Here is a 20853-nt window from a genome sequence, read left to right on the forward strand (position 1 = left end):
GTAGGAGTCTGGGCCGTGTCTCAGTCCCAGTGTGGCCGATCACCCTCTCAGGTCGGCTATGTATCGTCGCCTTGGTGAGCCGTTACCCCACCAACTAGCTAATACAACGCAGGTCCATCTGGTAGTGATGCAATTGCACCTTTTAAGCAAATGTCATGCAACATCTACTCTTATGCGGTATTAGCTATCGTTTCCAATAGTTATCCCCCGCTACCAGGCAGGTTACCTACGCGTTACTCACCCGTTCGCAACTCATCCGGAGAAGCAAGCTCCTCCTTCAGCGTTCTACTTGCATGTATTAGGCACGCCGCCAGCGTTCGTCCTGAGCCAGGATCAAACTCTCATTAAAAGTTTGAGTTCTCACTCATTTCTGTCACTGACAGATTTATTGTTTTTTTCATTGTTCAGTACTACAACCTTAGTTGTAGTGCCCTGCACATTGGTTCGTCTTGTTCAGTTTTCAAAGGTCTTTGTCACTTGCTTCTCTCAAGTGACAACTATATTAGTATATCACAGTCGCTTTCGCTTGTCAACACTTTTTTGAAACTTTTTTAATCTTTTTTCATCAAGTGCCTCAACCGCAACATACCATAGTCCGTACGGGATTCGAACCCGTGTTACCGCCGTGAAAAGGCGGTGTCTTAACCCCTTGACCAACGGACCTGAGCTGTTATTTTCAACTCTTACTATTATACAGACTTTTTCTGACTTGTCAACAACTTTTTTAAACTTTTTATGTTTTTTTGTATGACTCCCTAATGAGTACGGATATCAAACTCCTTAAACACAATACGTAAGTCTCTCAATACTCTTTGACGCCCTCGGAAGCGTTCATGTCTTAAGACGCGTTCTAACTCTTCTTGTTTGTCTTTACTTTGTTTGTTTCTATAATCTCTTAGTGTCTCATGAAAGAGATAATACTCATCTAGCCACATACCTCCCTCACTGATACGATGACTAATCTCACCTACTTCTTCATAGGGTTCTTTATCATATCTACGCTTCTGGCTTTCCTGCTTACGGATATAGTCTAGGATCCGATTACGGAATTTAGTTTTGAAGTATTTACGTAAGCGTGGGATATCTTCTACTATTCCTTCTTCTCTACTAATCAATTCATGTAAGCAAATCATTCCCTCTTGGTCCCAATCTGATAGCTCCCATAAATGGAGATGATATTCATTTCTACACTTATATACAATCCCCTGGACTTCTTCATATAATTCTTTAAACATAACGTTCCCCTTTCTAGATACAGTCTAACAGATTCAGAAACACTTTTCTCCCATTTCACCCATTCTGCACCCTTTACCTCCTCAACTGCACAAAAAAGAGAGGCAGTGCCTCTCTTTGGGTTATTTTTCATCATTCATTTTTGACTTTACTTCATCATAAGATAGTGCATGAGATTCCTCTTCTACTGTTTCAGGCATCTTTCCTGTTTCATAAAGAGATTTAATTTGTGTACTATCCAATGTTTCGTATTTCAATAGTGCTTCTGCAATCAACTTGTGAGTTTCACGATTTGACTGAATAATTTCAGCAGCTTTATTTCGTGCTTCATTCAATAATGAACGAACCTCTTCGTCAATTTCATAAGCTGTTTGTTCTGAAATTGATTTTTGAGGACTTTGTGCACCAAACATGGCATGATTTCCTTCATATTGAACTGGACCAAGTTTTTCACTCATCCCGTACTCTGTAACCATTGCACGCGCCATTTGTGTCGCTTGTTCAAAGTCGTTTGAAGCTCCTGTAGTTTGGACGTTAAAGATAATTTCTTCAGCTACACGTCCACCCATCAAGCCAGCCAATTGCTCTTTCATATCTTCTTTAGATAGAAGCATTTGATCTTCCTTAGGAAGTGCAATCATGTAACCACCTGCACGACCTCTTGGTACAATTGTAACCTTATGAACAACACGGGCATTCGATAAGACTAGGCCAACAATTGTATGTCCAGCCTCATGGTAGGCAACCAATTCACGTTCTTTTTGTGAAACTGTCTTATCTTTCTTAGAAGGACCAGCAATAACTCTGTCTTCTGCTTCATCAATATCTGAAGCATCAATTATCGATTTATTGCGACGAGCAGCAACTAGAGCAGCTTCATTCAAGACATTCTCTAAATCTGCTCCAACAAAACCTGGGGTTTGTTGGGCCACTAATTTCAAATCAACATCGTCTGCCAAAGGTTTATTTTTAGCGTGCACTTTCAAGATTGCTTCTCGACCCTTAACATCAGGACGGCCAACCAATACTTTTCTATCAAAACGTCCTGGACGCAAGAGAGCAGGGTCAAGTACATCGGAACGGTTTGTCGCAGCGATGACAATAATCCCTTCATTTCCCTCAAAACCATCCATCTCAATCAAAAGTTGGTTCAAGGTTTGTTCACGTTCGTCATTTCCTCCGCCGAGACCGACTCCACGTTGACGACCAACAGCATCAATTTCATCGATAAAGATGATAGCTGGTGCTGCTTTTTTGGCATCTTCAAAAAGAGAACGAACACGACTAGCTCCAACTCCGACAAACATTTCTACAAAGTCAGAACCTGAGATACTAAAGAATGGAACACCAGCTTCTCCGGCTACTGCCTTAGCAAGCAAAGTTTTACCTGTTCCCGGAGGTCCCTCCAAAAGAACACCTGCTGGAATACGGGCTCCAAGTTTTGTAAATCGTTTTGGATCTTTTAAGAATTCAACGACTTCAACTAATTCTTGTTTTTCTTCCTCAGCTCCAGCAACATCTGAAAATCTGACTTTAATATCTTCTTTATTTGCAGCTTTGGCCTTGCTACGTCCAAAACTCATTGGGTTACGACTATTATTTCCTCCCATATTTCCCATCATAGAGAATAGGAAGAAGAAAAGAATACCGAATGGCACAATGGATACAAGAATATTAATCCACATACCACTTGAACTTTCATGCTTAACAGTTACTTCCGCTTTATGGTCAGAAGCAAGTTTTTGCAATTCGGATACTGTAGTATCTGAAGGAAGAATAATACTTGAAAATTTCTCTACTGTTATGGCAGAAGGAGAAAAGAACTGAATTCCTGTTTCTTCTTTACTTGTTTTAGGATTTTTATAGACACCCGAAACTTCGATAACACTACCATTTGGTTGGTAAGTCAATTCTTTTACATTGTCATCGGTAATTTCTTTTACCAATTCTGTATAATTAATCTGCTCACTTTTCCCTGCAACACTACCTGTACTAAAATACTGGTAACCTGTAACTAGGAGAAAAATAAGTAATAACCATAGAAAAGGATTTTTAATTAAACCATTATTTTGTTTTTTCATTAAAAATTGTTCTTTCTAATTTGAATATACTTCTTCTTTCAATACTCCAACATAAGGAAGGTTACGATAATTTTCTTTGTAGTCTAACCCATAACCTACTACAAACTCATTTGGAATAGTAAAGCAGGTATAGTCAGCCTCAATTTCTACAATACGTCCTTCTGGTTTATCCAACAAGGTTGCAATGTGAACAGAAGCTGCTTCTCTTGCAATAAACATATCTCGCAAATTCTTCAAAGTTTGACCTGTATCAATGATATCTTCTACAAATAAAACATGTCTTCCTTTGATGTCTTGAGTTACATCTTGCTTGATATTGATGACACCGCTACTTGCTGTTCCACCATGATAGCTAGAAACCATCATGAAGTCCATTTCAATATGTGTGTCGATATGTTTGACTAATTCAGCCATAAAAGGAATAGATCCTTTTAAAATCCCAACTAAGATTGGATTTTTTCCTGCATAGTCTTTAGTTAATTGAGCACCTAATTTTTTAGCAGCTTCTGTAATTTCATCGTGTGAAACGAGGATTTTTTTAATATCGTTTTCTAACATTTTTTTACCTATCTATTTTTTCTATATAAAGTACAGTGTTCATTATATCATTTTTCGTGTTTTTACTCAAATTACTGGTCGCAATTCCCAAAATTGAGACAATTTCACCAAATTGCTCAATAATCAGAGCTGATTTTCGCTTTTCCATAGGGATTTTCAAATCAATAAATAGACGTCTGAGTTTTTTTCTATGCCCATTTTGAATCAAAAAATCTCCTGTTTTCCGATGACGAATGTGTACTGATGTTTCCCGTGAAACAGGTACCTGCTGAATTAATTCACCATCTAAAGGAAGTCCAAAGGAAAATAAATATCCTTGATAAGATACCTGATTTTGATAGTGTAACACAAGTTCATCTTCCTTTTCATCAGACTGAGGACTGATTTTACAAATCCGAAACTGTTGATACTCTTTTACTAATTCATAACCATTTTTAAGCGGATGACGATACTGGCTTTTAGTTTTTAAAATTTGTCTAACTTCTTCAAACTGAGCTTTTGTAAGATTCAAATCTGGAAAATGATTCAGATAAGTTTGAAGTAAAACTCTTTGTGTCGACTCAGAGTAAGACAATAGCTGATATAAATTTTCTACATCAATATTTTTTGATAATTCAGCTATAGCTAAGTCATAATCTAAAATTTCATTACCGATACTTAAGATTGCATCTCTAAATCTAGGATTTTCTTTTTCTAATTCTGGTAAGTATGAGTTTCGAATACGATTGCGAAAATAATGATTTTCCTTATTTGATGTATCTTCAAAATGAAAAATTGATAGGAAGTCTTTTTTCTGAAAATGCAAGAAGGGACGAATGATTTCTATCTCTCCGACTACTTGCTTCTCCTTAATTCCTGATAGATAGCGCAAACGAGTTCCTCGAATCAAGCGCATCAAAATCGTTTCCACCTGATCATCAGCATGGTGGGCAGTGACTAAGGCTGTCGCACCTGTCTTTTTCATGACCTCTTGAAAAAAATCATAACGAAAATTTCGTGCACGCGCTTCTGAAAATTCTCCTGAAAAATTGCTGATATAAATAGGAAGCTCTGCTTCAGCAGCTAACTTCCTTAATTCCTGTTCTTCCCAATCTGATTCTACTCTCTGCTTATGATTCACATGAGCTAGAATCAATTCAATTTCTAACTCTTTTTGATACGTAGATAACACCTTAAATAGAAACATAGAATCTAATCCACCAGAAAGAGCTAGAACCACCTTAGCATGCTTTTTGAAATATCCCTTCTTGAGAAAATGATTTAAAAAATCTTGTTCCCTCATTTTAGAACCTCATAAACATCTTTGGCTATCTTAGAAATCGTATCATAATCAGAATTTTTAGTGAAAATAGAAAGAATAAATGGAGAATCTGCATAGACAACACCTGTATCATGCTTAAATTCATCCGCATCTCCAATTTTATGAGCTACTTTAACAGAAACACCTTTGGCAATTCTCTCATTATCAAAATCTGTTTTAGTCAAAGACTCCAATACAAATCCATTTTGATTATAAATTGCCTCCATAACCTTCCCAGCCATCTTAGAAGAAATCAATTTTTCTTTGGAATCCCAATCATCTCCCATAATAGCAGACATCTTGGATTTGAATGTGGCATCAGATTGGTTTGAAATGTAATATCCCAATAGATTATGAGCTACATTATCCGATTCTTTTGATACTTTCGTAATTAAATCTTTTAGAGAATATTCTTTATTATCTTCTTTTTTAGGAAGACTACCACTTCCCTCTGGTTTATAAGAACCTGGAAAATCATTAACTGCTGATACGTATTTTACAGTCGTATCTAACTGATACAGACCCTCATTTATTTTTTCTTGCGTATAGTAGAGATAAGGGAGTTTTAAAACACTAGCCGCATACATCTTTTCATCTTGATTAATACCAGCTTCTTTTCCAGTAGTCAGTTGCTTAACATAAATCGAGAAAGAATCTTTTTGATATTTTTCCGATAACATTTCTTGGACTTTACCCATCCGATTATCTTCTTCAGAAGTTGATTCTTTATCTACCCATCCAGCCTGATCAATATGTAAAAATTCTCTTCCTTCTACAAACATTGTCTTGTCGAGTGATACCTGCGAATAAGCTGATAAGGATGATTTCACTTCTTTTAAATCATAAGGACTGTTATACAATTTAAAATCAGATTCTAACCATACTTTTTTTATTGTTGGGGTTACCTCTGACTGATCGTATAAAAATCGTTTGTCCGCAGCTATAAATTGATTGTTGGATAACTTAAACACTGGAATTCCTTGTTTATTTAAACGCCACTCAGTTATTTGGAAACTTGTTTTTGGAGTTAATTTTCCAGATTCTACAACTAAATCTTCATTCGCATAAACAGGAACTTCTCCATAAACCATAGGAGAACTTAGCTTTTCTCTAAAATAAATACCAAAGTCAGATTGTGAAAGGTAATAAATTTCTTTCGAAGTATAGACTACTTCTTTTTCTGTGCTAACAACTTTTGAAATGGTCAAAAAACTAGGTAGCAACAAAATAATTAAGAACTTACGCATTCTTCCTTTCCTTTTCTTCTTGTAAACGCAATAATTGATTTTTATCAACTAACTCTTCCAGCTTTTCATCCGATAGACTCAAAAATTGCTCTATTACATCTAATAAATTTTCCATTTTATCACCTTGGAAGCAAGTCAGGAATCGTGTAAACAGCTTCCCGATTCTTAGAATAATAATATTTTGCACGCATATATTTAGCGGCGTAATCTTCATCTTTCAACTTTGTAGCAAAAGCTGTCTCCTTCTCCTTTTCATCACTCAAGGTTTGATACTGAGTTTGCAAGTCTGATAATTGTTGACGTCTTTGGAGTAATTGGTGATAGCTTTGAGCAAGATTATAAGTTGGTAAAATGAACAATAAAATCATCAAAATCAGAACCCAACCCATGAAACGATTCCGTTTTTGTCGTTCCTTCATCAGATAGCGACGACGTTGGTGCTCGTTTTGAATAAAAGAATTATTCAATTGTACAATATTCTTAGACATCTTCTTCTACCCGTGTTTCACTGATAATTTCATACATGCCTGCTGCATCTTCTTTTTTTGTACTATCTTTCATCTCCAGTACTTTTACAAGTAGCAACTTATTGCCAAAACGAATTTCAACTTGGTCATCAACTTTCAAATCTGTTGAACTTTTAGCCAAAATTCCATTTACCTTTATTCTACCTTTATCTGCTACTTCCTTTGCGACTGTACGACGCTTGATAATTCGTGATACTTTTAAATATTTGTCTAATCTCATTTTTATTACCTCAAATTATTATTGTACCATTTTTATCTCTTTTATAGAAGAAAAATGTTATAGGGAATTGCCATCTTTCAACTCTTTTATCTCTAATAAACTTTCTCCAAAAATCAGCAGACCTTCTAAAATTTCATAGTCCTTCTTGTTTCGAACATCGAATACTACTTCCATTAATCCTTTATTCTCAGCTATGGCTGCTTTTAAGTTCGTTGCGGATAAAGCTTTAAAATAATCTTGAGCCAAGAACAGTCGCTGAGTGACTTTTTCAAATTGAACTATAATCTTATTTTCTTTTCTTTCCACACGTTCTACAAAGACCTTGTCCAAATATGACTTGACCAAACCAATCTCTAAAAGATAGGCTACCACATCTGGGTATTCTCCAAAGCGGTCCATCAGCTCTTCTTGTAACTCTTCATAATTGACACGATTGTCAATTTGACGAATTTTTTTATAAATTTCAATCTTATGTCGTTGGTCAGAAATATAAGTATCAGGAAGATAAGCATCAATTTGTAAAATCAATTCGGCATTCCCTCTGGTTCTTGTGTTAGTATTCCCGTTTCGTTTAGCAATAGCTTCCTCTAATAACTGCGAATACAATTCAAAACCAACAGAATCAATGAAACCAGACTGGGATTTTCCTAGGAGATTTCCTGCTCCACGAATCGAAAGATCTCGCATCGCAATCTTAAATCCGGAGCCCAATTCTGTAAATCCTTTGATTGCTTCTAATCTCTTTTCAGAGACTTCACTGATTGATTTTTCTGGACGATACATAAGATAGGCATAAGCAATACGATTACTACGACCGACCCTTCCTCTTAACTGATACAAGGTTGACAAGCCCATATGGTCCGCATTTTCAATAAATAAGGTATTGGCATTTGGAATGTCCACCCCTGTCTCAATAATGGTAGTTGTCACCAAGATATCATACTGACCTTCAATGAAATCTAGTAGAGTATTTTCTAACTGAATCTCACTCATTTGCCCATGAACATACCCAATTGAAGCCTCTGGAATCAACTCCTGTAATTCTGAAACCTTCTGATCAATTGTGTCAACTTTATTGTAAAGATAGTAAACTTGACCTCCACGGTCCATTTCACGTAAGACAGCATCACGAATCACACTATCATTCTTTTCCAAAACATAGGTCTGAACAGGATAACGATTAGTCGGCGGAGTTTCAATAACAGACAAATCTCTGATTCCCAGCATAGACATGTGAAGGGTACGAGGAATTGGCGTTGCTGTCAAGGTCAGAACATCTACTTGTTTTTTCAGTTCTTTCAAGGTTTCCTTATGCTTGACACCAAATCGCTGCTCCTCATCAATAATCATTAAGCCCAAATCAGCAAACACAACATCTTTTGACAAAACACGATGTGTTCCAATCAGAATATCAACTTGACCCTTTTTCAATTTTTCAAGTGTTTCAGTCTGCTCTTTTTTACTTCTAAAGCGACTCAACACATCAATATTAACTGCAAAATTTTGGAATCGTTCCTTAAAATTCGTATAGTGCTGTTGCGCTAAAACCGTCGTCGGAACTAGAACGACAACCTGTTTGTGATCATTGACTGCCTTAAAGGCTGCACGCATAGCAACTTCAGTCTTTCCAAAACCAACATCCCCAACTAAAAGTCGATCCATTGGTTGAGAAGCCTGCATATCTCTCTTGATTTCCTCAACACTACGAAGTTGATCATCCGTTTCAACATAAGGGAAGGCATCATCAAAAGCATGTTGATCCTCATCATCAGCTGAGAAAGCAAAACCCTTCAACTGGCTGCGCTCAGAATAAAGTTTGATTAAATCGTCAGCTATATCCTCTACCTGGTTCTTAACTTTTTGCTTGGCTTTTTTGAAATGACCGTCATTTAATTTATTGAGTTTAGGAGCTTTACCGTCACTTGAAACGTATTTGGAAAGTAGATGAATCTGTTCCACTGGGATAGAGATTTGATCCCCGTTTTGGTATTGAACACTGACATAATCACGGTGAATCCCTTTGATTTCAATTGTTTCAATCCCTAGATATTGACCAATTCCATGGATATGGTGAACAACGTAATCTCCTTTTTCAAGTTCATTGTAATCTTTTAATCTCTCTGCGTTTGAAACATGTTGTCTTCGAAAACGACGTTTCAATTTCTTTTGAAAAATCTCATGTTCAGTTATCAATAAAACCTTTTCATCTACAAAATGAAAACCATGTCTGAGATTACCCTCAATTAAGTTTACAGATTCTTTACAAACACTTGACTTATCTCTAGAATCCAATTTAATCTGGTATTCCTCTAAAACATCCTCCAATGTTTTACTTCCCATTGAATTGCTAGACTGCAGGATAATAGTATAATCCATTTTTTTGTATCGCTCAATTTCTTCTTTTAGAAAAGAAAATTGATTGAAAAACTCCTGCATAGGATATTGATTAAATTGATAAATTTGGTCAAACTTGAGATTGCCTAACCCCTTTTGCAGATTAGAGAAAAAGGTAACCGGACTCTGCTTTTTATAGATTTGCTCTGTATCTGCAAAATACTGCATCTCAGAAAATGCTTTACTGTTCTGTAATTCTTCTGTAAAGTATTGTGCTAACTCCCTTTCAAAGACTTCATACTGATTCATCAATTTCTGATAATCATCAAAGAATACTGGGGTATCTTTTTCAATATAGTCAAAGACAGTCCATGTCTTTTCATAGCACAAAGATAAAAACTTCCGTGAATCTGAATGTATTTGTTTTTGGTGAAAACTTGAAAGAATTTCTTCTAGATAGGATTTCAAAATCGGTGATAACGTTTTTGAAATTTGTTTTTCTAAAGCTGACTGTCCTCGTTGATAATCCTTTTCTCTCAAAAGCATATCACTAGCTGGAAAGATAGTGAGTTCTGTCTGATTTTCTTTCGATAATTGTGTTTCGACTTCAAATAACCTAATACCATCAATTTCATCACCAAAAAACTCAATTCGGCAAGGTTCTAACTGGGATATTTCAAAAATATCTAAAATATCTCCTCGTATACTAAACTCTCCCTGAGTTTGTACTTGTGTAACTTTTCGATAGCCTATCTCTTTTAACTGATGGATAAGTGCGTGTTGGTCATATTCTTCACCAACTGTTATTTTTACAATACTATCTTTAAATATATTGGGAGACGGTAAAATCAATCGACTTGCTGCGATATTACAAACTAAAATCCCTTTCTTAGATGAATCAGTCAAAAAACGCAAGGCTTCAACCCGTGAAATGATTTTTTCTTGTGAAGACATCAAAAACTCGACCATAGGGGAGTCATCTACCAAAAATGGATAGATAAGTTCCTCACCCAAGACAGATATAAGATCACTAACAAGTCCTTCTGCTCCTCCATAAGTTGACGTCAATAACACAATCTTATCTTCCTGTCTCAAACTACTAGCAATTGCTAAAGCTTTTGTAGAAGTTGACAATCCTAACATTAATTGTCTTTTCTTATCTGTCAGTTTTTGATGCCATTTTTTTATCTGATCATTTTCTGAGAATAAATCTAATAAGGCCACCATTTATCCGTTATACCTCTGCATCGTTTTTTCAAAGTTTTTCTCTTGTAAATAGTAGTTTACAGAATCGTCAACTTTGTCAATAGACTGTAAAATACCAATATAATCATCCTTGTCAAACTTACTCAAAACATGGTTAACAACTGACATTCCATTTTTAGGTCTTCCGATTCCAATCTTAACACGATTAAATGTCTGGGTTCCAATATGTTGAATAATAGACTTGATACCATTATGACCACCTGCGGATCCCTTTGCTCTTAAGCGAATCTTTCCAACTTCCATGTCAAGGTCATCGTAAATGATGAGTAAATCTTCAATATCCAAACCATAATAAGTTAATAAAGCATGAACCGCTTTTCCACTTTCATTCATAAATGTCGTTGGTTTGACAAGATAAATTTTTTCTCCATTTAGGAAAAAGGATGCTAGGTCAGCTTGAAATATCTTATCGTGTGTAAAAGTGACATTCTGTTTCTTCGCTAGTTGGTCAATCAACATAAATCCAACATTGTGTTTGGTCTCAAAATATTTATCTCCTGGATTTCCTAATCCTACAAGTAATTTGGTCATTTATTTTTCCTTTCAAAAGCCAAAAGGGTTGGAATTTTTTTCCAACCTAATTGACACTATTCATTAATTTTTTTTAGACATTAAAGCGGAATTCCATAATATCGCCATCTTGAACAATATATTCTTTTCCTTCTTCACGCAAGCGTCCAGCTTCTTTTACAGCCTTTTCAGATCCGTATTTCACTAGATCCTCATATGACATAGTTACTGCACGAATAAATCCTTTTTCAAAGTCTGAGTGGATAATACCAGCTGCTTGAGGAGCCTTCATACCACGTTTAAAGGTCCAAGCGCGAACTTCTTTTTCACCAGCTGTGAAGTAAGTTCCCAATCCAAGTAAGTGGTAAGCTGCACGAGTCAACTTGTCAACGCCTGACTCTGTCAAACCAAGTGCTTCAAGAAACTCTTGCTTATCTTCTTCGTCTAACTCAGAAATTTCTTCCTCAGCACGCGCAGAAATAACGACTACTTCAGCATTTTCTGTCGCTGCGAATTCACGAATTTGTTTAACATAGTCGATAGAGTCAGGTTCTGAAACAACATCCTCATCCACATTGGCAACATAGAGCACTGGTTTAGTCGTCAAAAGGAAGAGACCTTTGACAACTTTTTGTTCTTCATCTGTAAATTCAATAGTTCGAGCTGATTTTCCATCTTCTAGGACTGGTTTAATCTTTTGAAGAACATTAAACTCAGCTACTGATTCTTTATCTTTTTGCGTACGTGCCATCTTTTCTACACGCGCATAACGCTTATTAACTGATTCTAAGTCAGCAAGAATCAACTCCAGGTTAATAGTATCAATATCTGCAAGTGGATCTACAAAGGCGTCTTCACGTCCTTGCTCGCGCATCACATTTTCATCATCAAAAGCACGAACTACGTGAACAATCGCGTCTACTTCACGGATATTAGCCAAGAATTTATTCCCTAGCCCTTCTCCTTTTGAAGCTCCTTTTACAATTCCTGCGATATCTGTAAATTCAAATGTTGTTGGAACTGTCTTTTTAGGAGTGATCATTTCAGTCAATTTTTGTAGGCGTTCATCTGGAACCTCAACCATTCCAACGTTTGGATCAATCGTCGCAAATGGATAGTTTGCAGCCTCTGCTCCTGCTTTTGTAATTGCATTAAATAGTGTTGATTTACCAACGTTTGGCAAACCAACGATACCTGCTGTTAAAGCCATATTTTCTCATTCTCCGTTTTTATTTCAATCCCTAATATTATAACACAAAAAGGGAAAACTTGCTAACCCTCTAACTGAGGGGTTTCAGTCAATAATTTTATTCATTTTTCGATCAAAATCATAGCGCCCCATCATGACAACATGGTCACAATTGCTACATTTAATTTTGATATCTGCTCCTACACGTGTAATTTCCCAACGATTGGCCTTTTTACCTGTTGACTTGATGGTGCAAGCATGTGGTTTTTTCATTTCAACAAAATTTCCAACTTGATACATACTACTCTCCTTTTCTTTTTCGATTATATCATAAAAGAGGCGAGCCAGGCTCAACCTCTTTCACTTAATTTGTACGAACTGGTGTAATGAGCTGCATGAAGTCTTCATCAGTGTCTGCTGGCACAAGAGTAAATGGACGAACAGCTGAGATAAAGCTAATGGTCACCTTTTCGCTATTTAAAGCCTTAAGAGAATCAATCAAGTAAGTTGGGTTGAAACTAATAGTCAAATCTTCACCAGTCACCTGATCAGTATCGATTTCTTCGTTTACTTTACCAACTTCTGGAGAATGAACATGGGCGCTAACAATACCACCTTTAATTTCAAGCTTCACAGTACCATTTTGAGTCGCACTTGATAAAAGGCGAGCACGCTCCATTGACTGACGTAAGTTTACCACATCAAAAGTAATAGTAGTGTTAAAGTCTGTCGGAATCAAGCGATCTGTATCAGGATAGTTACCTTCTAACAAACGAGTATAGAAGCTAATATTTTCGCTTCTAAAGAGGATTTGATTGTTGGCAAAGAAAATCTCTACAGTTTCAATATCGTCTGTAAATACTGCTGAAAATTCGCGTAGAGAACGGCTAGGAATCACGACATCAAAATCATCACTATTTTTTTCAAGAGTCAATTTTTTCTGGCTTAGACGATGAGAGTCTGTTGCAACTGTTTTTAACTCTTTGTGTTGGCTCAATACAAAATGAACACCTGTTAAAATTGGACGACTTTCTTGTGTACTTGCAGCAAAAGCTGTTTCATTGATAATTTTCTTGAGTAATTTTGTTTCAAGAACCAAAGGAGTGCTTGCTGAAATTTCTTGGATTCGTGGATATTGTTCACTATCTTTTCCTTTTAGGGTAATTTCTGATTTACCGCTGGTTAAAACAATTTGATTTTGTTCAATTTCTTTAAAATCAAGAGTCACATCAGGTAGACTAGATACAACATTGATGAAGAAAGAAGCTTCAAGAAGGATCGAACCTAAAGAAGTAATTAACAAACCAGCATCTTCATTTTTTTGAGAAATAAAATTTTCAATTGAAATTTGACCATTTGAACCAATTAAAGTAACACCTTCATTGGTTACGTCAATTTTTACGGTTGATAAAATAGGAATGGCATTTTTAGAGCTAATAGCTCTCTTAGTAGTATTTAAGGCTTGTAGAAATAAATTTTTATTAATTGAAAAATGAATCATGGATTCTCCTTTATTTATTTTTAGTATTAGAAGGATAATAGTAATAATAGGGTCTGTGAAATCTGTGGAAAACAGACTTTAAACAAGTCATATCAAGTTTTTTGGCTTGTTTAAAAAATGTGGATAAAAAAGATAATAAAGTAAAAGTTATCCACAAGTTATTTAATTTTCTTTTTGATGGATTCAATTTCTAAACGTAAATTATCGTCTTCATCAATCAAAGATTTAATTTTGGCATGGGCATGTATGACTGTTGTGTGATCTTTTCCACCAAATTCCTTCCCAATTTTTGGAAGACTATTATCTGTTAATTCTCTAGATAAATACATGGCTACTTGACGGGCCAAAACAATATTTTGAAGGCGTCTGCTTCCCTTCATTTCTTTGACACTAACACCATAGAAGTTCCCTACTTCAGTTTGGATTTTATCAATTGGAATGACGAGGATTTGGCTAACATCTTGTTTTCGAGCTCTAATAGCTTCTGCAGCGATATCGATAGTGATATCCTTAATCTTCTTCACTCTGGCAATTAAAGTGATGTCGTTTATTGCTCCTTCAAGTTCTCGGACGTTTGAATCAAATTGACCAGCTAGGTATTCTAGGGTATCACTTTGGAAATGGTAGTCTAAATTCTCTGTTTTGCTTTGTAAAATGGCAATACGTGTCTCAAAGTCAGGTGGTGTGATATTTTGCGTCAAGCCCCAGCTAAAGCGCGTGACAAGTCTTTCTTCAAGGCCCTCTAAGTGTTTAGGGCTACGATCACTAGTCAGAACAATTTGTTTTTGATTGTTATGGAGAACATTGAAAGTATTGAAAAATTCTTCCTGAGTTGCAACTTTTTTTCCACTCAGCGATTGAATATCATCAATTAACAAGAGATCGAGGCTACGGTAGGTTTTTTTGAACTTATCCATTTCACCCAGTCTCAGATGTTCAAGAAAGTCGTTTATAAAGCTTTCAGCAGGAATGTACTTCACACGCGCATCAGGAATATTTTTCAAAATCTCATTCCCAATGGCATTGAGTAAGTGAGTCTTACCAAGCCCAGGTCCTCCATAGATAAAAAGAGGATTATAGGTCAAGGCCAAATCTTCAGAGACAGCCAAAGCGGCTGATACTGCCCAAACATTTCCATCCCCTTGGATAAAATTATCAAAGGTATACTTTTCTTTTAATCCAGTATCTGAATAGGGAATAGATGCTAACTTTGAACTATAGTCATAAAGAGTTGAATTTGTAGCTTCCTCAACTTGTGATATAGTCGTATCTTGAGGTTTTGTGAAAATATAGTGGGGAGTTATTTCAGCATCATAAATCTCAAAACCAGCTACTACAATGATATCTTTTAGTTGTTTTTCCCAGACCATTTCCATTTCAGATCGTGGTAAAAATATAGTGGCAACATTTTCCTCTACCTTGATGAGTTCAGCTTGAATAGCATAGAAATCATACATGGATCGAGTTAGTCTTTCTTGTGCAAATTCTAATATACGATTCCAAAATTGTTTTTCTTTCAATCCTTTCTCCTCCTTTACTATTTAAAAGTTTAATGCTAGATTTATTTTACCATAGATAGCAAGAATTTTCCACAAGCTGTGAAAAATAATCCACAATGTTATCAAGTTTTATCCACAGGTTGGGGATAAAATCAGAAACTATTGATTTATGAAGCTTTTTTTTTGAAAAAATAGTGGATAACCTTGTGAGATAAAAAAATAAAAGAACAGCCTTATTTCAGGCTGTTGATAATTCTACTGTATTCTTCTTGGTTTGAGAAAGCAATAATGATTTTTCCACTATCTTTTTTAGACAGTTTGATTTCTACATCTAATCCGAGTATTTTTTTTAACTGTTCTTCTTCATTTTGTATGAAATAATCATTTTTTTGCAGTTTCTTTTGTTTTTTCTCTGTCAGAAGAGCTTCTAACTTCCTTACAGAAATGTCTTCTTCTATAATTCGTTGAAAGAAATAGTCTTGTTGTTCCTTATTCAACCCAACTAGCGAACGCGCATGGGCTTGTGATAGTTGGCCATTTTCTACTTCTGAAAGGATCTGTTCTGGCAAGGACAGCAAGCGAATAGAGTTGCTGATATAAGGACGAGACTTGCCCATTTTATCTGCAATTTCAGCATGGGTAAATCCTTTCTCTACAAGAGATTCATAGGCGCGTGCTTCTTCTATTGGATTTAAATTTTCTCTCTGTAAATTTTCAATGATAGATTGGATCATCATCTCTTGATCTGAAAGCTGCTTAACAACAGCTGGGATATACCTTAGACCAGCTAAAAGTGAAGCCCGATAGCGTCTCTCTCCTGCAAGGATTTCATAACCAATAACAGGAGATTGACGAACAATAATCGGTTGAATGACCCCATTTTCTTTGATAGACTGTGCTAGTTCATGTAGTTTTTCTCCATCAAATTCTTTTCGAGGTTGATAGGGATTTTTCTGTATATCTGTGATAGAAATCATTTCAAATTTTTCCATGATTCTACACTAACACATCTTTTATCTTATGTAAAGCTTTCTTTACATAGATGTCAATTAAGATTCTAAATCACCTGAACTCTTGTCAAGTTTAATAGATGTAGTTTCTTCTTTACCGTTACGATAGTAAGTTATTTTAATGGTATCTCCGATAGAATGATTGTAAAGAGCACTTTGTAAGTCTGTTGATGAAGCAATGTCTTTGTCATCTACTTTTGTAATAACATCGTATTTTTCAAGGTGACCATTGGCAGGCATATTACTTTGCACAGAACGAACAACTACACCAGATGTTACATTGCTTGGAATATTCAGTCTTCTAAGATCACTTGTATTAATATTTGAGAGATTGACCATTTGAATTCCCAAAGCTGGACGAGTCACTTTTCCGTTCTTTTCTAACTGTTCAATAATATTGATAGCATCATTTGCAGGGATTGCAAAACCAAGACCTTCTACAGATGTTCCTCCATTTGTTGCAATTTTACTTGAAGTAATTCCGATAACCTGTCCTTGAATATTGATTAGTGGGCCACCAGAGTTACCTGGGTTAATAGCAGTATCAGTTTGAATGGCTTTTGTAGAAATGGCTTGTCCATCTTCAGATTTTAAAGATACATTTCGATTAAGACTAGATACAATACCCTGAGTGACAGTATTTGCATATTCAGAACCCAATGGGCTACCAATGGCAATAGCAGTTTCTCCTACGGTTAGCTTACTAGAATCACCAAATTCAGCTACTGTTGTCACTTTTTCTGAAGAGATTTTGACGACAGCAATATCAGAGAAAGTGTCCGCTCCGACAATTTCTCCGGGTACTTTAGTTCCATCTGATAAACGAATATCTACTTTGCTGGCGCCATTTATAACGTGATTATTAGTGACAATATAAGCTTCTTTATCATTCTTTTTATAAATAACCCCAGATCCTTCACTAGAGATTTGTTGAGAATCTGTGTCAGCATCATCATTGCCAAATACGCTATTTTGTCTGTTTGCCGAATAAGTAATAACAGAAACAACAGCATCTTTTACTTTGTTAACAGCCTGTGTTGTTGAATTTTCGTTCTTATATGCAGTCTGTGTAATAGTACTATTGTTGTTAGAGGTACTTACACCACTTTTTTGAGTTAGTTGAGTTATTGAAAAACTACCCAAGGCTCCACTAATAAAGCTAATGACGATAACGACTAATAATTGAAACCATTTTTTGTAAAATGTTTTTAGATGTTTCATATTTGCCTCCATTTATTTGAAATTACTGAAAGTATAAACTGACTAGCTTAATTATAACTTAAACACAAAAGTTTTTCACAGATTGTGGATAACTTTTAAAAATCTGTGATTTTCTCGGCTAAAATTAACCTTTTATTTTGTGAATAAGATGTGAAAAAATAGAGAATATGTTAGAATAGAATCATGAAAATTAAAGTTGTAACAGTTGGGAAACTGAAAGAAAAGTATTTAAAAGATGGTATTGCAGAGTATTCAAAACGAATTTCTCGATTTGCTAAGCTTGAAATGATAGAGCTAGCAGATGAAAAAACACCAGATAAGGCCAGTGAATCAGAAAATCAAAAGATTTTAGAAATAGAAGGTCAGAGAATTTTATCAAAAGTTGGTGACCGTGATTTTGTTATTGTGTTAGCCATTGAAGGGAAAACTTTCTCCTCAGAAGAATTTAGTAAGCAATTAGAAGAAGCTTCTATAAAAGGATTTTCTACTCTTACTTTTATTATTGGAGGGAGTCTGGGACTAGCACAGGATGTAAAAAAGAGAGCCAATCTTTCTGTTAGTTTTGGTCGCTTAACCTTGCCCCATCAGTTAATGAGACTAGTCCTTGTTGAACAAATCTATCGAGCTTTTACAATACAGCAGGGCTCGCCCTATCATAAATAGAAAATTGACTTTCGATTGAATTTTTGGTAGAATAGATGTATTAGGTCTCATAGCTCAGCTGGATAGAGCATTCGCCTTCTAAGCGAACGGTCGCAGGTTCGAATCCTGCTGGGATCAATATAGTAGCAAAGCTGGGAATTTTCCCGGCTTTTTTCTTAAAAAAGTACACTTGGGGATAAAAAAATGACAGTTGAGAGAATTTTATCTAAAACGAAATTCCATTTTGTATAATAGTTTTTGTAAGTTAGCTTACAAGAAAAAACATTTGAGGAGATTTTATTATGAAAAACACAGTTAAATTGGAACAGTTTGTAGCCTTGAAGGAAAAAGACTTGCAAAAGATTCAAGGTGGGGAGATGAGGAAACCAGATGGTGCTTTATTTAATTTATTTAGAAGAAGATAAAGGAGTAGCAGAATGGATTTTTTCCTAGTAGTGGATTTTATATTATATTTTCTAATTCTTAGTCACAGTTACCATTTAATTTGTAAAGGTCAAATAAAAGCAAAGGAACTATACGTTTTTGGTGCTTATACATTACTAGTAGAAGCAGTACTTGAACTTCCCTTCTATTTTCTATCTTTAGATGGGTTAGGAATTGTAACATTTTTATTTCCTTTGGGATTATATTCCTATTTTCGATGGATCAAACAGTATGAGAGGGATAGAGGACTATTCCTAAGTTTACTACTATCTCTTTTATATGAGAGCACTCATAACTTTCTGTCCGTAACGTTCTCCTCTATAACAGGAGACAATTTTGTTTTACAATATTATGGCCTATTCTTTTTAGCAATCTCAACGTTGACCTATTTTGTTGTCTTAAAAATCATTCATTATTTCCATTTGGAACTAGCCTATTTTGACAAGGACTACCTTTATCCTTTCTTGAAAAAAGTATTTTTTGCCTTACTACTGCTCCATATTGTATCTTTCGTTTCAAATATGGTAAGTACGATTAAACATTTGAATAGTTTTGGAAGTATTTTATCATCTATTGTCTTTATTTCTCTCCTTTTGACCTTCTTTGCAATGAATTCGCATAAAGAACAAATGGAAAAAGAGATTGCTTTGAAGCAGAAGAAATTTGAACAGAAACATTTACAGAATTACACAGATGAAATTGTTGGACTGTATAATGAAATCCGTGGGTTTCGACATGATTATGCTGGGATGCTTGTCAGCATGCAGATGGCAATTGACAGTGGTAATTTACAGGAAATTGACAGAGTTTACAATGAAGTTTTGGTCAAAGCAAATCACAAACTGCGTTCAGATAAGTATACTTACTTTGACTTGAACAACATAGAAGATTCAGCTTTACGAAGTTTGGTTGCTCAGTCAATTGTCTATGCTCGAAATAATGGTGTAGAGTTTACACTGGAAGTAAAAGATACGATTACCAAGCTTCCAATAGACCTGCTGGATTTAGTTCGTATTATGAGCGTTTTATTGAACAATGCTGTCGAAGGATCAGCTGATAGTTATAAAAAGCAGATGGAAGTAGCAGTTATTAAGATGGAAACTGAAACAGTGATTGTGATTCAGAATTCATGTAAAATGACGATGACTCCTTCTGGAGATCTATTTGCTTTAGGATTCTCTACTAAGGGAAGAAATCGCGGAGTAGGATTAAATAATGTGAAAGAATTATTAGATAAGTACAATAATATTATTTTAGAAACAGAGATGGAAGGCAGTACATTTAGACAAATCATTAGATTTAAGAGGGAATTTGAATGAAAGTTTTAATTTTAGAAGATGTTATTGAACATCAAGTGAGACTAGAGAGAATATTGGATGAAATTTCGAAAGAATCGAATATTCCAATATCATACAAGACAACAGGAAAAGTCCGTGAGTTTAAGGAATATATCGAAAACGACGAAGTAAACCAGCTTTACTTCCTAGATATTGATATTCATGGAATTGAGAAAAAAGGGTTTGAAGTTGCACAGTTTATTCGTCATCACAATCCTTACGCTATTATCGTCTTTATCACCAGTCGATCAGAGTTTGCGACTCTAACATATAAATACCAGGTATCAGCCCTAGATTTTGTTGATAAGGATATCAATGATGAGTTATTTAAGAAGAGAATTGAGCAAAATATCTTCTACACGAAGAGTATGTTACTTGAAAATGAAGATGTGGTAGATTATTTTGACTACAATTACAAGGGAAATGATTTAAAAATTCCTTACCATGACATTCTGTATATTGAAACGACAGGTGTCTCTCATAAATTACGCATTATTGGTAAGAATTTTGCCAAAGAGTTTTACGGTACCATGACAGATATTCAGGAAAAGGACAAACATACTCAGCGATTTTATTCTCCCCATAAGTCATTTTTGGTAAATATAGGCAATATCAGAGAAATTGACCGAAAGAATCTAGAAGTTGTTTTCTATGAAGATCATCGCTGTCCTATTTCAAGGTTAAAAATTAGAAAGTTAAAAGATATTTTAGAGAAAAAATCTCAAAAGTGATTG

Annotated in this window: 20 protein-coding genes, 2 tRNA genes and 1 rRNA gene; 5 read left to right on the forward strand and 18 right to left on the reverse strand. The window is 35.3% G+C overall.

The window, feature by feature from the left end; genetic code table 11:
- From QM408_RS00005 to htrA, 18 genes are all read right to left on the reverse strand, one after another.
- A 16S ribosomal RNA gene (locus QM408_RS00005) occupies positions 1–349 on the reverse strand; the annotation flags it as partial.
- A gap of 242 nt (positions 350–591) precedes the next feature.
- Positions 592–663: transfer RNA gene (locus QM408_RS00010), tRNA-Glu, on the reverse strand.
- A gap of 92 nt (positions 664–755) precedes the next feature.
- Entirely contained in the window at positions 756–1235 is a 480-nt protein-coding gene (locus QM408_RS00015; protein ID WP_000471939.1) for a sigma-70 RNA polymerase sigma factor region 4 domain-containing protein, read from the reverse strand.
- A gap of 120 nt (positions 1236–1355) precedes the next feature.
- Complete coding sequence (gene ftsH / locus QM408_RS00020; RefSeq protein ID WP_023948399.1) at positions 1356–3314, reverse strand: ATP-dependent zinc metalloprotease FtsH; 1959 nt, start codon at positions 3312–3314, stop codon at positions 1356–1358.
- Positions 3315–3329: 15 nt separating this feature from the next.
- The gene (gene hpt, locus QM408_RS00025; RefSeq protein WP_049501886.1) at positions 3330–3872 is read right to left on the reverse strand and encodes a hypoxanthine phosphoribosyltransferase; all 543 of its coding nucleotides are present in this window, start codon (positions 3870–3872) and stop codon (positions 3330–3332) included.
- 4 nt (positions 3873–3876) lie between these two features.
- Positions 3877–5154: a tRNA lysidine(34) synthetase TilS gene (gene tilS / locus QM408_RS00030; protein WP_001209052.1), complete on the reverse strand. Its 1278-nt coding sequence runs from the start codon at positions 5152–5154 to the stop codon at positions 3877–3879.
- On the reverse strand, positions 5151–6419 hold the full coding sequence (locus QM408_RS00035) for a serine hydrolase (RefSeq protein ID WP_261150261.1): 1269 nt from the start codon (positions 6417–6419) through the stop codon (positions 5151–5153). The genes tilS and QM408_RS00035 overlap by 4 nt, the downstream gene beginning before the upstream one ends.
- Positions 6412–6534, reverse strand: coding sequence for an SP_0009 family protein (locus QM408_RS00040; protein ID WP_049501883.1), 123 nt, complete (start codon positions 6532–6534; stop codon positions 6412–6414). The genes QM408_RS00035 and QM408_RS00040 overlap by 8 nt, the downstream gene beginning before the upstream one ends.
- A 4-nt stretch (positions 6535–6538) precedes the next feature.
- Positions 6539–6907 carry a septum formation initiator family protein gene (locus QM408_RS00045; protein WP_261048886.1) on the reverse strand — a complete coding sequence of 123 codons (369 nt, stop codon included), beginning with the start codon at positions 6905–6907 and terminating at the stop codon, positions 6539–6541.
- The gene (locus QM408_RS00050) at positions 6900–7166 is read right to left on the reverse strand and encodes an RNA-binding S4 domain-containing protein (protein ID WP_049515630.1); all 267 of its coding nucleotides are present in this window, start codon (positions 7164–7166) and stop codon (positions 6900–6902) included. Before QM408_RS00050 ends, QM408_RS00045 begins: the two co-directional genes overlap by 8 nt.
- A gap of 57 nt (positions 7167–7223) precedes the next feature.
- The gene (mfd, locus tag QM408_RS00055; RefSeq protein WP_261150258.1) at positions 7224–10727 is read right to left on the reverse strand and encodes a transcription-repair coupling factor; all 3504 of its coding nucleotides are present in this window, start codon (positions 10725–10727) and stop codon (positions 7224–7226) included.
- Entirely contained in the window at positions 10728–11297 is a 570-nt protein-coding gene (gene pth / locus QM408_RS00060; RefSeq protein WP_004255263.1) for an aminoacyl-tRNA hydrolase, read from the reverse strand.
- 73 nt (positions 11298–11370) lie between these two features.
- Positions 11371–12486 (reverse strand): redox-regulated ATPase YchF, encoded by a 1116-nt coding sequence (ychF, locus tag QM408_RS00065; protein WP_001218713.1) that lies wholly within the window; start codon positions 12484–12486, stop codon positions 11371–11373.
- 84 nt (positions 12487–12570) lie between these two features.
- Positions 12571–12765 carry a DUF951 domain-containing protein gene (locus tag QM408_RS00070; RefSeq protein ID WP_000285186.1) on the reverse strand — a complete coding sequence of 65 codons (195 nt, stop codon included), beginning with the start codon at positions 12763–12765 and terminating at the stop codon, positions 12571–12573.
- A 64-nt stretch (positions 12766–12829) separates the two neighbouring features.
- Positions 12830–13966, reverse strand: coding sequence for a DNA polymerase III subunit beta (gene dnaN, locus QM408_RS00075; protein WP_000581174.1), 1137 nt, complete (start codon positions 13964–13966; stop codon positions 12830–12832).
- A gap of 158 nt (positions 13967–14124) precedes the next feature.
- Positions 14125–15486 carry a chromosomal replication initiator protein DnaA gene (gene dnaA / locus QM408_RS00080; RefSeq protein WP_033684679.1) on the reverse strand — a complete coding sequence of 454 codons (1362 nt, stop codon included), beginning with the start codon at positions 15484–15486 and terminating at the stop codon, positions 14125–14127.
- 212 nt (positions 15487–15698) lie between these two features.
- On the reverse strand, positions 15699–16457 hold the full coding sequence (locus QM408_RS00085; RefSeq protein ID WP_020902614.1) for a ParB/RepB/Spo0J family partition protein: 759 nt from the start codon (positions 16455–16457) through the stop codon (positions 15699–15701).
- 57 nt (positions 16458–16514) lie between these two features.
- Positions 16515–17696, reverse strand: a complete 1182-nt coding sequence (htrA, locus tag QM408_RS00090) for a serine protease HtrA (protein ID WP_414373171.1) — start codon at positions 17694–17696, stop codon at positions 16515–16517.
- 183 nt (positions 17697–17879) lie between these two features.
- On the opposite strand from htrA, the gene rlmH reads away from it, so the two are divergent.
- The 5 genes from rlmH (at position 17880) to comE (ending at position 20850) form a co-directional block, all read left to right on the forward strand.
- Entirely contained in the window at positions 17880–18359 is a 480-nt protein-coding gene (gene rlmH, locus QM408_RS00095) for a 23S rRNA (pseudouridine(1915)-N(3))-methyltransferase RlmH (RefSeq protein WP_000695934.1), read from the forward strand.
- Between the two features lie 43 nt (positions 18360–18402).
- Positions 18403–18476 (forward strand) — tRNA-Arg (locus QM408_RS00100).
- Positions 18477–18640: 164 nt separating this feature from the next.
- Positions 18641–18763, forward strand: coding sequence for a competence-stimulating peptide ComC (comC, locus tag QM408_RS00105; protein ID WP_045612506.1), 123 nt, complete (start codon positions 18641–18643; stop codon positions 18761–18763).
- A 12-nt stretch (positions 18764–18775) separates the two neighbouring features.
- The gene (gene comD, locus QM408_RS00110; RefSeq protein WP_084947686.1) at positions 18776–20101 is read left to right on the forward strand and encodes a competence system sensor histidine kinase ComD; all 1326 of its coding nucleotides are present in this window, start codon (positions 18776–18778) and stop codon (positions 20099–20101) included.
- Positions 20098–20850, forward strand: coding sequence for a competence system response regulator transcription factor ComE (comE, locus tag QM408_RS00115; RefSeq protein ID WP_033682534.1), 753 nt, complete (start codon positions 20098–20100; stop codon positions 20848–20850). Before comD ends, comE begins: the two co-directional genes overlap by 4 nt.
- Positions 20851–20853 lie beyond the last annotated feature (3 nt).

The sequence above is a fragment of the Streptococcus mitis genome (assembly GCF_047464965.1).
GTDB lineage: Bacteria > Bacillota > Bacilli > Lactobacillales > Streptococcaceae > Streptococcus > Streptococcus mitis_DU.

What these genes read in the sequence shown, in the direction of transcription:
- QM408_RS00015 (WP_000471939.1), bottom strand. Translation starts at nt 1,235, where the DNA reads ATGTTTAAAGAATTATATGAAGAAGTCCAGGGGATTGTATATAAGTGT.
- ftsH (WP_023948399.1), bottom strand. Translation starts at nt 3,314, where the DNA reads ATGAAAAAACAAAATAATGGTTTAATTAAAAATCCTTTTCTATGGTTA.
- hpt (WP_049501886.1), bottom strand. Translation starts at nt 3,872, where the DNA reads ATGTTAGAAAACGATATTAAAAAAATCCTCGTTTCACACGATGAAATT.
- tilS (WP_001209052.1), bottom strand. Translation starts at nt 5,154, where the DNA reads ATGAGGGAACAAGATTTTTTAAATCATTTTCTCAAGAAGGGATATTTC.
- QM408_RS00035 (WP_261150261.1), bottom strand. Translation starts at nt 6,419, where the DNA reads ATGCGTAAGTTCTTAATTATTTTGTTGCTACCTAGTTTTTTGACCATT.
- QM408_RS00040 (WP_049501883.1), bottom strand. Translation starts at nt 6,534, where the DNA reads ATGGAAAATTTATTAGATGTAATAGAGCAATTTTTGAGTCTATCGGAT.
- QM408_RS00045 (WP_261048886.1), bottom strand. Translation starts at nt 6,907, where the DNA reads ATGTCTAAGAATATTGTACAATTGAATAATTCTTTTATTCAAAACGAG.
- QM408_RS00050 (WP_049515630.1), bottom strand. Translation starts at nt 7,166, where the DNA reads ATGAGATTAGACAAATATTTAAAAGTATCACGAATTATCAAGCGTCGT.
- mfd (WP_261150258.1), bottom strand. Translation starts at nt 10,727, where the DNA reads ATGGTGGCCTTATTAGATTTATTCTCAGAAAATGATCAGATAAAAAAA.
- pth (WP_004255263.1), bottom strand. Translation starts at nt 11,297, where the DNA reads ATGACCAAATTACTTGTAGGATTAGGAAATCCAGGAGATAAATATTTT.
- ychF (WP_001218713.1), bottom strand. Translation starts at nt 12,486, where the DNA reads ATGGCTTTAACAGCAGGTATCGTTGGTTTGCCAAACGTTGGTAAATCA.
- QM408_RS00070 (WP_000285186.1), bottom strand. Translation starts at nt 12,765, where the DNA reads ATGTATCAAGTTGGAAATTTTGTTGAAATGAAAAAACCACATGCTTGC.
- dnaN (WP_000581174.1), bottom strand. Translation starts at nt 13,966, where the DNA reads ATGATTCATTTTTCAATTAATAAAAATTTATTTCTACAAGCCTTAAAT.
- QM408_RS00085 (WP_020902614.1), bottom strand. Translation starts at nt 16,457, where the DNA reads ATGGAAAAATTTGAAATGATTTCTATCACAGATATACAGAAAAATCCC.
- htrA (WP_414373171.1), bottom strand. Translation starts at nt 17,696, where the DNA reads ATGAAACATCTAAAAACATTTTACAAAAAATGGTTTCAATTATTAGTC.
- rlmH (WP_000695934.1), top strand. Translation starts at nt 17,880, where the DNA reads ATGAAAATTAAAGTTGTAACAGTTGGGAAACTGAAAGAAAAGTATTTA.
- comC (WP_045612506.1), top strand. Translation starts at nt 18,641, where the DNA reads ATGAAAAACACAGTTAAATTGGAACAGTTTGTAGCCTTGAAGGAAAAA.
- comD (WP_084947686.1), top strand. Translation starts at nt 18,776, where the DNA reads ATGGATTTTTTCCTAGTAGTGGATTTTATATTATATTTTCTAATTCTT.
- comE (WP_033682534.1), top strand. Translation starts at nt 20,098, where the DNA reads ATGAAAGTTTTAATTTTAGAAGATGTTATTGAACATCAAGTGAGACTA.